This window comes from Lysobacter korlensis (assembly GCF_042434515.1).
Map to the genome: position 1 here is coordinate 1 of NZ_JBHLTG010000015.1, position 12,957 is coordinate 12,957.

A 12,957-nucleotide genomic window follows, 5' to 3' on the forward strand; every position below is an offset into this window, starting at 1 on the left:
TCGTACAGGTAACATCGGCCCGTCGCTGTCAGGGTCCGGCGCGACCTCACGCTTTCTTCCGGGCCAGCGAGTGTCCAGGTGCTTCGGACCCTTTCGGTCCTAACTACGCGTTCAAGCCGAAACCGCTTCGCGGTTCGGCTTAACTTGGGTGTTAGGCGGCTGATGGAGCAGCAACGGTGATCGAGGTTTTGGCTTTAGCCATCGTAGTTGCTGCCGGGTTGTTCTTCGTCACGCTCGGAGGCGTTTCGCTCGTCAGGCCGCAGCATGCGAGTCGGTTCTTGCTCGGTTTCGCCGGCTCGCCCGCGAAGCACTACGCAGAGCTCGCTGTGCGGTTCCTCGTTGGCGCAGCCTTCGTACTCACCGCACCCCGAGCACTTGCCCCCAGCGCGTTCAACCTGTTCGGCTGGGCTCTCTTGGCCACTACCACCGCCCTTCTGCTCGTGCCCTGGCACTGGCATCATCGCTTTGCCCAACGTGCCGTGCCCGAGGCGCTCCGGCTTCTCCCGGTCGTTGGCCTGTCCTCAGTGGTGCTCGGCGGCTTGGTTCTGTGGGCGGTGTTCAGTGGCAACGCCGCCTAACAATTCGTCTAAGCCGACGCCGCTTCGCGGCGCGGCTTAACTCAGGTGTTAGCCGCCCGTGGAAGAAATCCTGCTTCTGTTGCTTAAGCTCACAGTCCCGGTCTGGCTGGTTGTGGAAATCGTTTTGGCGGTCGTCCGGAGGCGCTGGTCGCTGACCCGGCGGTATGTTCTTTGCGCTTCGGCTTTCCGCGCCGTCGCAGTCGCGCCAGTTGCGGTTGCCGGCGGGCACGGCGGCGCACTTTTACCCCTTCCAGTAGCAGCGTGGTATTTGCTCAAAGATCCACAGGGCGTTTCTGTGCCCGGCTCCTTCGCTGCCGCAAGCGTGGCGTTAACCTTTCTAATCGCCGCACTGGCTGCGTCGGCAGTACATGCCGCTCGGACTCGTCGCCGGTCGGCTAACAGTTCGTCCAAGCCGACGCCGCTTCGCGGCGCGGCTTAACTCAGGTGTTAGCCGCCAAAGGAGAGTCTCGCTTGACCAAGAAGAGCATCACTGAAGTCGCTGGAGAAGTCGCATACGAGCTTCTGGTGCCAGGCTACGTAAAGGTTATACGGAACGCGATGTCCGAATCACAAGGGGACATTCGTACCGCCGAGTCAAAAGGCATTGCAGAGCTGGAACTTGAAGCCGCGAAACAAAAGATCATCATGAAGTATCAGGCACATCAGGCCCGCGCTTCGCAGGAAATCGCCATTGCCGAGCGCATCGCGACGTCTGAGGTAGTGGAAATAACCGAGTACTACGACGCTTCAGGAAAGGGCCATGCCGGCCTGACGGCCAACGAGTCATCTATTACCGCAGGCTTCGGCGGCGAAGGGCGTAAAGTCACCCACCGTGTGATCAAATTTGTGGGCGTCTCAGGCGCTATCACGAGCCCACGCGAGGGCTAACAATTCGTCCAAGCCGACGCCGCTTCGCGGCGCGGCTTAACTCAGGTGTTAGGTGCGTGATGCAGGTTCCTAGCCGCTGGCAAGTTCTTTCTGCGCTGCTTCCGCTCCTCACCTGCCTGGCGCTGTGGGCTGCCTTCTGGATAGTCCTTACCGCCTTGGAGCTATCAGGCATCCCGACGGGTTCGCGCAGGGACACGCTGTGGTTTCTGGCAGTTGCCGGCTGTTCTTCGGCGTTTGTGCACGGCGTAGCGACACTCTTGTGCCGGGGTCTCCGTTTCGGTCCACTCGTGGTTGCGGCCGCCACGGGCGCTACAGCATCGGTAGTGGCCGTGCTCTTGGCGTCTCAGCGCGGCATCTCATACGGCGCCCTGCCGGTGCTCGTATTCGCTATCGTGTTCGCCGGTGTGGCATGGGTCGTAGGCGGCCGGGCACGCACCTAACAATTCGTCCAAGCCGACGCCGCTTCGCGGCGCGGCTTAACTCAGGTGTTAGACCGCTATGAAAGTCATCTCGCGCTTGTTGGCAATCCTCCTGCTGCTCCTCGCGCTGCCATGCGCTGCTCAGTCTGTGGTTGAACAGCAGGACGCTTCAGTCATTGAGAACCTTCGGGCAGCAGGCTCGGACCTCTCCAAGCCCCATGACGTGGACTTCTTCTACTTCCCCGGCAAGGCCCAGGCAGAGGCGGCCGCAGCTGAGCTTTCAGCTGCCTCATATGAGGTAGTGGCAGTCGAAAGCGCGCCGAAGAGTACGCTGTGGCAGATTCACGCCAAGCGGAGCATGGCGCTGCAGCTTGAGGCCATGAACGCCACCACTCGCGCGCTCGAGGCATTGGCCTCTCGGTACGGCGGCGACTACGATGGCTGGGGCACCGCCGTCGTCGAGTAGCGGCCTAACAATTCGTCCAAGCCGACGCCGCTTCGCGGCGCGGCTTAACTCAGGTGTTAGGCCGCTATGCAAAGTTCGCGAATCGCCTTGGAGACTCCCCTTGGCCGCCTCGATGGCCGGGACTGTATCCACTTGGATGCGTGCTTGGCCGACCACGCCAACGCGACACTTCAGCTCGAGGGTGACATCAGCGGAAATGTGCCGGATCCCGCCATGCTTGGCGTGTGGGTTCCGTACGTCCTCCGGTTCCAAGGGGTCGCGGCCTGGAAACGAGAGGACTTGGATGGCTCGGACTGGCACACTTGGGCCTCAAGCCTCGACGAGGTTCAAGACTCCTCGTGGGCGCGGGCGATCGGCGAGCCAGATCTGCGCCATATCGCCATCCAAACCTACGACGATGTCTTCAATGTGGTCTGCGTCGGCTTTACCCTGGAACTCGGTGAACCGTACGCGGCCTAACAGTTCGTCCAAGCCGACGCCGCTTCGCGGCGCGGCTTAACTCAGGTGTTAGGCGGCGGACCTGACGCTCGGCGCGGACCCGGCAAAAGATCCGCAGGGCATCACCAAACTCGTTTACATTCGCCAGCTGTATGAGGAGGCACTGATGAAACACTCACAGATGCAGGCCGCTTTTATATCCATCGCAGCTTTCGGCGCGGTCGCGGGGCTTGTTCTCATTGGCATTTCGTTCGTCCAAGCCTTCGCCTCGGACGCGCAGGTGTCACTGGCCCAGCATCCGCTTCTAGTCCCTGGTGTTGCGTGTCTCGTGTCGAGCATGGTCGCTGGCTTGCTGTTGCGTCACCAGCGGAACACGCGCGAGGCTAGCTCACCCGGCAAGTCTGCCGCCCCCTAACAGTTCGTCCAAGCCGACGCCGCTTCGCGGCGCGGCTTAACTCAGGTGTTAGCTGCTTTGGGGAGCAATGACGCGCATGTGGACTAAGCATCTACCAGCTTTTGCAGCCGTAGCGACGCTACTGACCGGCTGCGCGAGCACGCAGCCTCGCGGTGAGCCTTTTCGGGCATTAGAGACAGCGCCGTTAGACCGCGCTCTCGTCTACGTTTTCCGGCCAAGAACGTTCACTGGCGGCGGCGTAAAGCACGACGTTCGTCTGGACGGCTTGCCTATTGGCTCGCTGGTCAACTGTTCCTTCCTCTCAGCCGCCGTTTCTCCAGGTAGCTACAGCCTTACGGCTGCCGCCCGGCCCAAGTTCTCAATGTCTCCGCCGCAGGCGGATATAACGCTGCGCCCGCAAACTCGCCACTTCCTACTTCTGGACATCGACGGGTCCTTTGTGGTCTTCCCTGGCGCCGGAGTGAGCTCGACAATCACCATGGGGTGGAGGGAAACTCCTGAGACTGAGGCGGTTGCCCTGATGCGCGAGTGCAGCCGAGCGCCAGCAGCTAACAGTTCGTCCAAGCCGATGCCGGTTCGCGGCACGGCTTAACTCAGGTGTTAGGCCCTTCAGAGGCACTTCTGTGTTTGGAGTAGGTGCAGCAATCGCATACTTGTGCGCTCTCGCCCTCCTGGCGAGCCCGCTGCTTGCGACTACCTACGGCTTCGATCTGTACTTCGCGCTCGCTGTCATCGCAGTTGTGGTAGCGGCGACCGTCGCGGCAACAGTCTCTTGGGCAGCCTTCCGCACAGGCTGCGCTGTGTTCTCACGCACCGTGCCTGCCATCACATCCGCCATACTCGGCTTCGCGTCGGCGCTCGTGAGCTCCGTTGCTCTAGTGCAGCTGTACGTGCACGGCCGTGGCAACTCCGGATGGATCGCATTCGGCATTGGAGTCGCGGTTGTGCCGTTTCTTGCTGCTCGTATAGGTCGGAGTTCAGGGCCTAACAGTTCGTCCAAGCCGAAACCGCTTCGCGGTTCGGCTTAACTCAGGTGTTAGGCGGCACTGGGAGCCCCTCGTGATCGACAAGGAAAAACACCCGGTTGGCTGGGCGTTGCTCATGTACGAGCTGGAAGACGCGCACGAGCATTTGGGCAACCTGATCCGCAAAATGGCCTCGGACCCGGCTTACGGAGAGGGGAACTTCCAGGTTGATCTCGGCCATGTGTATGCGCACCTAAACATGGCGTGGCACCGCCGGAACACCGAAGAGGATCTGTCGGACGAGGAGCTCGAAATCGCTGATCGTTTTCCCGCGGACCTCAAACCCCTATAGTGCCGCCTAACAATTCGTCCAAGCCGACACCGCTTCGCGGCGCGGCTTAACTCAGGTGTTATGTCTCAGAGGCGTGTATGTCGTCACTTGAAGAAGTCTGGGAGTTTCGGGAAGCGACCCTGTACCCGTCGCTGTTCGGCGAGGTCGAAAGCGGCATCTACGTACTCGACCCGGAAGACTTCGTAGCGCTAGGCGCCACTGAGTACGACCCACGGTGGCTACATCTCGGCGTCTTCGTCTTTCGGCCGACCGAGAGTAGGAAGAGCTGGCTGTACGTGACCTCAGGCGGATCCACTCCTTGGGAGACGACGCCCGACGAGTACAGCCCAGAGGAGTACTCCTGGCTTGGGGTCGAGCTTGTGCTGGAGGCCCCAAGCAAAGCGGAGTGGCCCATCAGAGTCCTGAAGAGGATGCTAGCGTTCCATGTACTGGCGGCGCGCGGTCATTTCGGCGACAGGCCTGGGCTGGACTATGGAGCACGGCTGCCTCTGGGAGGCCCCATTGCCCCCGGCACGGACTCGGCTCTTCAGTTCGCGATGGTTGCCGCACCCGAGCACTACCCGGCGACCAGCTCACTGGCTTCTGGCAAATTCGACTTCCTGCACGTCGTCGGCATTTCAGAGTCCGAGCGGGACTTCGCCAAGGATGCCGGACATGAGGAACTAGTCAGAAAGCTCAGTGCGGCGGCGGCGTTCCCGGTCACCGACCCACAGCGCGCGTCGGTCACGGGCTGAGACATAACAATTCGTCCAAGCCGACGCCGCTTCGCGGCGCGGCTTAACTCAGGTGTTAGGCGGGCAGCAGTGGCTGTCCTGGTCGGTGAGGTTCTGCGCCGCTTCGCGCTGCCGTCGCTCGCAGGCAAAGGTGCCGTGGTTTTCGTCACAGCGCCCGCGGCTTCGCTCGGGACGGCTGACTGGCTTCGGACGCATCGGGCCTCGCGCTCTTTCTGCCCGCGCCCGGCAGGGTTCTCGGGCGTAACTTCGTCACGCTGTGGCGGTTCTCGGCGGGCGCTTCTCACGCAGTCGCCGCCGGGTGGGCTGCCTTCGGCCACTGCCGGCTGACCGCTCTGCCTGTTGCTGTGCCGCCCTGCCCGGCCTCTAGCCTTGGTCTCGGCCCTTGTCTCTTTTACGGCTCCGGCCGGTATGCTGCAGCCTAACTATTCGTTCAAGCCGACGCCGCTTCGCGGCGCGGCTTAACTCAGGTGTTAGGCAGCAATGGCAGCTCTGTCGCTAATCCGTAGAAACAAAGGCCGGCTGATCGCGATCGAGGTGGTCGCGGTCGCTGTCTTCGCCCTTGAGTTGGCGCTTCTGCGGAGCGCTGAAGGTGTTGGCGCGACTGGACCACTGCTGGCTCTTGGGTTACTACCGCCACTGGTGGCGACTGCGGTCTTCTTCCCGCTGCTCTACCTGGCCTGGTTCGGGAAGGGTTGCTCGGGCTGGTACCAGCAGCTTATGCGGGCTTTCTTCTGGCTTGCTGCGTTCGGAGCCGCTGCATTCTGGCTGGCTTTCTACTGGGCCTTTGTGCTGCAGCCAGCTACAGTTGCTGCCTAACAATTCGTCCAAGCCGAAACCGCTTCGCGGTTCGGCTTAACTCAGGTGTTAGGTGCCGCAGACACGACACCGAGGCCTGAAGGAGCGGCATGAGCACCACGGGTATCCTCGACAAGACCAGTAGCTTGGGCGCGCTAATTGCCGCCATGTCCTGCGCAGGCTGCTTTCCCGCACTGGGTTCGCTGGGTGCCGCGCTGGGCCTGAGCCTTCTTGGGCAGTACGAGGGCTTTCTGTTCCGCAAGCTTCTGCCAGGGCTTGCGCTCCTCGCGCTCGTCGTGAACGCCTGGGCTTGGTACAGGCACCGACAGCTTGGTCGTAGCCTTCTCTCGGTTACCGGGCCAGCCGCCGTGCTAATGGCCCTGCTGGTCGTGTGGTCCCGCGGTGGGAGCATCTACCTGTTCTATGCTCGCATCGGACTCATGCTGGTCAGCTCGGTCGCGGACCTGCTCCACCCCTTAAAGGCTCCTCAATGTCAGCCCTTGAACTAGAGCCACTGATTACCTGCCCCAGGTGCGGCGCGGCCACGCAGGAAAGCATGCCCACCAATGCCTGCCAGTGGTTCTATGAGTGTCCCGGCTGCCGTGAGGTGTTGCAGCCGCTCGCCGGGGACTGCTGCGTCTTCTGCTCGGACGGGACCGTCAAGTGTCCGCCTATCCAGCAGGGCACGTCCTGCTGCGGGGGCGGCACCTAACAATTCGTCCAAGCCGACGCCGCTTCGCGGCGCGGCTTAACTCAGGTGTTAGGCGCTGCATCCAGCATGGAGGCGACTTTGGAAAACAGAATCAAGCTAGCTCGTGTGTTAGCGGTAGGTAGCGTCGGTTACGCGATCGCTTTCTACATGGCGGGCGGTGCGCTGAAGCCCGGATACTCGCACACGGCAAACTTCATCAGCGAGCTCAACGCGACCGGCACGCCGTGGGCCCAAGAGCTCGGCCTTTTTGGGTTCGTCCCGCTCGGGCTGCTCTTGGCTGCCTTCCTGTGGGTGGCCTATCCAGTTGGCCGTGCTGCCGGCGCAAGTCGCTCCGGTTTTCTACTCCTGTGGTCGCAGCCACTCGCGTATATCGGCGTTGCAGCTGCACCCTGCGACCCGGGCTGCCCCGCGGACGGCTCTTCGCTACAGCAGGTCCACAACCTGCTCGGGCTCGTCACGTACTTTGCTGCGGCCGCCGGTTTCTTTCTATTGTCGTTCCATCCCCGCCTTGCCATAGGTGGCAGGTGGTTCTTGCGCACCGCCGCAATTGCCTGGCTCGGCCTGTTCATCGTTATGCTGGCGCCAGAGTTCTCGCCCGTCAGGGGCCTTTTGCAACGTGTCGCAGAAGCCATTCTCTGGTCCTGCGTCCTACTAGTCGCTTGGCGCATGCTGGGGCGGCCGGACCACGCGTCGGCAGCCCCTAACAATTCGTCCAAGCCGACGCCGCTTCGCGGCGCGGCTTAACTCAGGTGTTAGGCGCCATACAGAGAGACTCAACTCTTGAAAAGAAAAACACCAGTCGCATGCTTAACGATACTTTTCAGCTTGGTCGCTTGCGGCCGAGACGAGCCGCCTCGTGAGCGTCTGGAAAGGGCCAGAGCTCAGGCGTATGCAGATCACCCCGATGACGCAGTAGAGGGCTCTAGAGCGTTGAATCGCGCACTTGATGGGGAGGCGATCAATATTGCACCTCAAGTAGAGCCAAAAGTTCGAGCTGCAACCATTTTTGTCGGCTATTACACAAAGAACGCCATGGCGGTTCCCTTGGTGTGCCGAGAGTACGGAGTTCAAGAGGTTTCTTACTCGAGTAGCTTCAAGTCAGCGAACGCCCGTCTGCTTGAAACGGCCAGTGCAGTGGTAGACGCTTCCTCCTTGATGGATCGAGCGCTACCGGGGGCTATCGAGGATGCGCGGAGCGAACTGCAGAGGATCGCTAATGCACAAGGCACCGACCTCGCAGGCGCTTGCCGCTGGGTTGAGGCTGGCGGGGCCGACTTAGCTGACAGCGCTCAGCTTGCGCACGTGCTACCGGGCGTACATGCGGATCTCACAAGGACGCAGTAGGCAGCAGTCACTGTGCTGGCGCCTAACAATTCGTCCAAGCCGACGCCGCTTCGCGGCGCGGCTTAACTCAGGTGTTAGGCCCTAAATGAGCGGCTCTGCAGACTGGAAGGAAGTGCCAAAAGCCTACAGCGGGCGCTGGAGCCGCGCGTTCCGTTCGGCACTGGATGGGCAGTTCCTCAGTTGTCCCGTTTGCGATGGAGACAAGCTGCAGATCTGGTACTGGGCGTGGGATCCGGCACCGCTAACCATTGGTCGCCGAAGCTTTCTCGGGCGTGGCTTCCTTTGGGAGTGGTGCCAGGACTGCTGTACCTATTCGATGACCAGCTGCGCTGTCCCGTCCGAGTGGCCCGCGCTGGCCGGCAATCACTCCGCGCCCCCAGAGGAAATATACTGCTTAGCGGATCGCATGGTCGGCCCCGGATTACGCGGTTAGGGCCTAACAATTCGTCCAAGCCGACGCCGCTTCGCGGCGCGGCTTAACTCAGGTGTTAGGGGTCAGGTGCAGCATGCTCGCTCTCGATAGCCCAGTTTGGTCAGAGCTGCAGCATGCTTATGGCCCGGCGTCGAACATCCCGGGCATGCTTCGGCGGCTGCCCGAGTTTCCCGACGAATCAGAGCACCAAGCAGAGCCCTGGTTCAGCCTTTGAAGCTCCCTGTGCCACCAGGGCGATGTCTACCCGGCATCGTTCGCTGCGGTTCCGCACATCGTCGCAGCTCTGGAAGCGGATCCGGGCCGAGCCACGATGAGCTTTTTTCTTCTTCCGGCCAGCATCGAACTCGCTCGCCATGAGCACGCGGCGGCGCTTCCGGCCTCCTTGTCCGCCGCCTACCTTTCTGCGCTGAGCAAGCTACCAATGTTGGCGGGCCTCGCGTCGCGGCCGGACTGGCCCGCTGATGTCTGCGCCTCCGCTCTCGCAGCTGTCGCCGCGGCCACTGGCAATCACCTGCTCGCGCAGCTCATCATGGAAGTGGAAGGGTCAGAAATCCCGGAGGTCCTAGAGTGGCTGGAGGATCGCTGACCCCTAACAATTCGTCCAAGCCGAAACCGCTTCGCGGTTCGGCTTAACTCAGGTGTTAGGCCGCATGGGAGTTGTCTGAATGGCATGGAAAATCTACTTCTGGCTCGTCGCCGCACTCATCGTGCTGCCGTTGCCATTTAAGCTTTTCGAGTACGCGACCGGGAGAGACGGCAGCCCGACGTCCATCAAAGCCGAGGAATTGATCAACGCCGCGTTTTTTGGCGTCGGCTTAGTCGGCCTGTACGGTTTCGCATACGAGCGGCCACATCTTGTTCCCCCGTTGTTCTGGGCAGGCTGGGTCGTCGTGGCCATCGTATTGTCGGTGGGCGGCCTTTTCTGGTCACCGAAGGTCAAGTACGGTTCGGGGGTTATGGGCAAGTCGAGGACTCGCATCGTCTTGGCAGTCGGCACGCTCTTTCTTGCCCCTATGCTGGTAGGCGTGTGGCTTTACTCGGCTGCTGCCTAACAATTCGTCCAAGCCGACGCCGCTTCGCGGCGCGGCTTAACTCAGGTGTTAGGCGGGCAGCAATGGCTGCCTTGGTCAGTGAGGCTCTGCTCGGCTTCGCACTACAACCACACTCAGGCAAAGGCACCGCGGTTCTCGTCGCAGCGCCCGCAAGTTCGTCCGGGACAGCGGGCTGCCTTCTGCCGCATCGGGCCTCAGGCTCTTCCGGCTCGCGCCCTCGCCGCTCTTTCGGGCGTTACTCCGTAACGCACTGTCCGCTCGTACCGGGCGCTTGCCCGGCACCGCCGCCAATTTAACTGCCTTCGGACGCAGGCGGCCACCGCTCCTACCCGTTGCTGTGCCGCCCCGCTCGGCCTCCGGCTTCGGTCTCGGCCGTTGTCTCTTTTCCGGCTGCGGCCGGTATGCTGCAGCCTAACTATTCGTTCAAGCCGAGCCCGCTTCGAAGCTCCAGAACTCCATAGCGGTTCTCGGGCGGGCCGGCTTAACTCAGGTGTTAGCTGCCTTGGAGGCATGCGTGGCAAGCGATGTTCAAACCGAAGTGGGCCGACTTGCCGATGAAGCGATCGGAATGCTCCAAGACCGGGCAGAGGGCCTGCTGGACTTCAGCCCGGCCAGCCTGCACGTCGTGGAAGAAATCCTTGAAGAGGCATCCCGCTTCAGAGACGAGCTGCCGGAAGCGCAGATCACCGCCATAACCCAGCGGGTGGGCTGCTACATCTTGGAGATAGCGCACCGGCAATTCGGGGGCCAGTTCTTCTGGCATCAGGACTTGGGAGCACCAATCCTCGTCACCGGGGAGCCGAAGAAGCATGTGGCACTTGCCACTTGGGCCAAGGTGCGCAGCCGCATTGCGGGCGACCTCGGAGACAACTTGCCGTTTTTCTACGAGGGCTTTGCGGCTCGCGCAGCGACGGCCCCAGCCGGTACGCACGCGCTGTATGTCTAGGGCGGCAGCTAACAATTCGTCCAAGCCGACGCCGCTTCGCGGCGCGGCTTAACTCAGGTGTCAGGCCGCATGGAAGTTGCCGTAAAGTTTGTTGCACTGATATCGGCGATCGCTATCGTGCCGGCCTTTGTCGCTTCATTTATCGCGTCGTACCGTCTCGACCGCTACGTACGGCAGAAGCACCCTGAAGTGTGGGCCGAGATAGAGGCCGTGCCCGGGGCCGAGCCGTCGCTGTCATCGCCAGGCACAAGGTGGGTCACGCAACGCACCTACCGGCACATCCCGGATCCGCAGCTCCACCGGCTAGGCGATAAGGCGTACCACTGCCTCTACGTTGCCGTCTTCACGCTAGTCGTCCTCATTCTTTCCATGCTGCTGGCTGGCGCGCTCGGCTGGTAAGTGCGGCATGATGCGGCCTAACAATTCGTCCAAGCCGAAACCGCTTCGCGGTTCGGCTTAACTCAGGTGTTAGCCCTCAGAAGCCATGATCCCCGAAGACATTAGAACCGAGATCCTGCGCCGCCTTCGCAATGCTGAGGCGGAGCACGGCGTACGCATCCTGTTCGCGATTGAGTCCGGTAGCAGGGCCTGGGGCTTTGCCTCTCCGAACAGCGACTACGACGTGCGTTTCATCTACATGCGGGAGCCGGAGTGGTACCAAGCCGTGGACCTCGAAGAGCGCCGCGACGTCATCGAGTATCCGATCGTGGACGACATCGACCTGAACGGCTGGGACGTCAGAAAAGCGCTCCGGTTGTTTTGGAAGTCCAACCCGGCGTTTGTGGAGTGGATCCAGTCGCCCATCACCTACATTGACCAGAGTCTGTTTCGGGAGGCGGCGCTCGCTCTGCTGCCCGAGATCTACTCGCCGGAAAAGGGCATCTACCATTACCGGAGCATGGCTAAGACCAACTACCGGGGCTATCTCCGGGAGCCCGTGGTCCGGCTGAAGAAATACTTCTACGTGCTCAGGCCACTGTTGGCGGCCCGCTGGATTGCCAAAACAGGCTCTGCCGCTCCAATCGAGTTCGAGAAGCTTCTGTCGCTCCTCCAGCAAGAACCAGCCGTCCTCTCCGAGGTGCATTCACTCCTGGAGCAAAAGCGAGGCGCACCAGAGTTGGGGCTCGCCCCCGCCGTCCCGCCGCTCAACGCCTTCATCGAGGCGGAACTCGAGGGCGGCTCCGTGGAGATTCCGCAGAAGTCCCGAAATCCGAGAGTCGTGAACCAGCTGAACGAGCTGTTTCATCGTGTCCTTGAAGAGTACAGGGCTAACAATTCGTCCAAGCCGACGCCGCTTCGCGGCGCGGCTTAACTCAGGTGTTAGGCGCCGGAGGGGGGCTGCGTGGCAAGGTCATACTACTTTCTCAAACCGTCCGATCTGCCGCTATCTGCAGCTGATCTCGATGAGTCAAGCGCCTCTCCGATCGATCCTGAAGAGGCTGTCGCCAATCTTAAGCAGGCCATGCCATCTCTGGTCTGGTCCTCGGCTACGGAAGCATCAGGCGAGGCCGCGGAAGGCTGGGTTGAGTTCTCTCAACCTGGTGAGGGCGCCTCCCGATCACTCGCTCTGCGTTGCTCGCTCCGCTCGGACTACACTTCCTTGGTCCAGAGCCTGTGCGACCGCTTCGGGTGGGTAGCGTTTGATGAAACGCCCGCTCTTTTCCAGCCCTACCGTCCGCCCGAGGCACTGTAACTGTGGCGTTCGCAGCCCGCTCGCCTAACAATTCGTCCAAGCCGAAACCGCTTCGCGGTTCGGCTTAACTCAGGTGTTAGATTTCTTTGGGGAAGCCTATGCGTCGTCTTGGAGTAATAGCTGCAGTTTTTCTAGCGCCGGCTGTCTTAGGCGCGTCCGAAGCGGAGCAGGTCACGATCGAGGTGTTTCGCGAGCCGCCCTTACTCCTGCTTCAGGTAGGCGCTTTAGCGGGAGATGGCCTGATCGAACGGATGACTCAAGCTCAAGGCCCCGTGCCTAAAGAAGTCAGCGTATCCCACCAGCTGGCTGATTCATTGCTTGTAGAGCTGGCTGCCCGTGACATGCCGCTCGGTCCGGTGCCCACGGAAGCTCAGCCCCAGAAGCGCGGTCGCTCTCTCAGCGGAGACAAGCCTAGTTCGCTCCAGGTATTCACCGATTACAGCGCCATTTCTTACCTCCCGTTTCGCTGGGGCACCTATCAATACGGCATGAAGGGCCGTGCCCGATTCATCGACAGCAACGGCAAGGTTGTCTGGGAAAAGAAGTGCTACATCAAGCACACAAAGGAAGATCCCCGGTTTCAGATCACCAAGGAGGGCTTTGACAGTGAAGGCCGCCGCATCCAAGAGGTGGTGCAAGCTGCTGCACAGGAATGTGCACGTCTCATCGCCAAAGAAATCTAACAACTCGTCCAAGCCGACGCCGCTTCGCGGCGCGGCTTAACTCA

16 protein-coding genes are annotated in these 12,957 nt (G+C 61.4%); all 16 read left to right on the forward strand.

Annotated features, from left to right (window positions below; translation table 11 throughout):
* Positions 1-176: 176 nt before the first annotated feature.
* The 16 genes from ACFFGH_RS32270 to ACFFGH_RS32345 all read left to right on the forward strand — a co-directional run bounded on the left by ACFFGH_RS32270 (position 177) and on the right by ACFFGH_RS32345 (position 12,913).
* On the forward strand, positions 177-578 hold the full coding sequence (locus ACFFGH_RS32270; protein WP_386676639.1) for a hypothetical protein: 402 nt from the start codon (positions 177-179) through the stop codon (positions 576-578).
* A gap of 471 nt (positions 579-1,049) precedes the next feature.
* Positions 1,050-1,466, forward strand: a complete 417-nt coding sequence (locus ACFFGH_RS32275) for a hypothetical protein (protein WP_386676641.1) — start codon at positions 1,050-1,052, stop codon at positions 1,464-1,466.
* A 498-nt stretch (positions 1,467-1,964) separates the two neighbouring features.
* Entirely contained in the window at positions 1,965-2,351 is a 387-nt protein-coding gene (locus tag ACFFGH_RS32280) for a ribonuclease E inhibitor RraB (RefSeq protein ID WP_386676643.1), read from the forward strand.
* Between the two features lie 144 nt (positions 2,352-2,495).
* Complete coding sequence (locus ACFFGH_RS32285) at positions 2,496-2,810, forward strand: hypothetical protein (RefSeq protein ID WP_386676645.1); 315 nt, start codon at positions 2,496-2,498, stop codon at positions 2,808-2,810.
* Positions 2,811-4,263: 1,453 nt separating this feature from the next.
* The gene (locus ACFFGH_RS32290) at positions 4,264-4,521 is read left to right on the forward strand and encodes a hypothetical protein (RefSeq protein WP_386676646.1); all 258 of its coding nucleotides are present in this window, start codon (positions 4,264-4,266) and stop codon (positions 4,519-4,521) included.
* Between the two features lie 77 nt (positions 4,522-4,598).
* Positions 4,599-5,255: a suppressor of fused domain protein gene (locus ACFFGH_RS32295; protein WP_386676648.1), complete on the forward strand. Its 657-nt coding sequence runs from the start codon at positions 4,599-4,601 to the stop codon at positions 5,253-5,255.
* Positions 5,256-5,735: 480 nt separating this feature from the next.
* On the forward strand, positions 5,736-6,071 hold the full coding sequence (locus ACFFGH_RS32300; protein WP_386676650.1) for a hypothetical protein: 336 nt from the start codon (positions 5,736-5,738) through the stop codon (positions 6,069-6,071).
* Between the two features lie 89 nt (positions 6,072-6,160).
* Complete coding sequence (locus ACFFGH_RS32305) at positions 6,161-6,559, forward strand: MerC family mercury resistance protein (protein ID WP_386676652.1); 399 nt, start codon at positions 6,161-6,163, stop codon at positions 6,557-6,559.
* Positions 6,541-6,762 carry a GDCCVxC domain-containing (seleno)protein gene (locus ACFFGH_RS32310; RefSeq protein ID WP_386676654.1) on the forward strand — a complete coding sequence of 74 codons (222 nt, stop codon included), beginning with the start codon at positions 6,541-6,543 and terminating at the stop codon, positions 6,760-6,762. Before ACFFGH_RS32305 ends, ACFFGH_RS32310 begins: the two co-directional genes overlap by 19 nt.
* Before the next feature lie 78 nt (positions 6,763-6,840).
* Positions 6,841-7,506: a DUF998 domain-containing protein gene (locus tag ACFFGH_RS32315; RefSeq protein WP_386676656.1), complete on the forward strand. Its 666-nt coding sequence runs from the start codon at positions 6,841-6,843 to the stop codon at positions 7,504-7,506.
* A gap of 1,343 nt (positions 7,507-8,849) precedes the next feature.
* On the forward strand, positions 8,850-9,125 hold the full coding sequence (locus ACFFGH_RS32320; RefSeq protein WP_386676658.1) for a hypothetical protein: 276 nt from the start codon (positions 8,850-8,852) through the stop codon (positions 9,123-9,125).
* A 79-nt stretch (positions 9,126-9,204) separates the two neighbouring features.
* Positions 9,205-9,591, forward strand: a complete 387-nt coding sequence (locus ACFFGH_RS32325; protein WP_386676660.1) for a hypothetical protein — start codon at positions 9,205-9,207, stop codon at positions 9,589-9,591.
* 514 nt (positions 9,592-10,105) lie between these two features.
* Positions 10,106-10,537 (forward strand): hypothetical protein, encoded by a 432-nt coding sequence (locus tag ACFFGH_RS32330; protein ID WP_386676662.1) that lies wholly within the window; start codon positions 10,106-10,108, stop codon positions 10,535-10,537.
* Positions 10,538-10,606: 69 nt separating this feature from the next.
* Positions 10,607-10,936, forward strand: coding sequence for a hypothetical protein (locus tag ACFFGH_RS32335; protein ID WP_386676664.1), 330 nt, complete (start codon positions 10,607-10,609; stop codon positions 10,934-10,936).
* Positions 10,937-11,021: 85 nt separating this feature from the next.
* Complete coding sequence (locus tag ACFFGH_RS32340; protein WP_386676666.1) at positions 11,022-11,849, forward strand: nucleotidyltransferase domain-containing protein; 828 nt, start codon at positions 11,022-11,024, stop codon at positions 11,847-11,849.
* 479 nt (positions 11,850-12,328) lie between these two features.
* On the forward strand, positions 12,329-12,913 hold the full coding sequence (locus ACFFGH_RS32345; RefSeq protein WP_386676668.1) for a hypothetical protein: 585 nt from the start codon (positions 12,329-12,331) through the stop codon (positions 12,911-12,913).
* Positions 12,914-12,957: the final 44 nt, after the last annotated feature.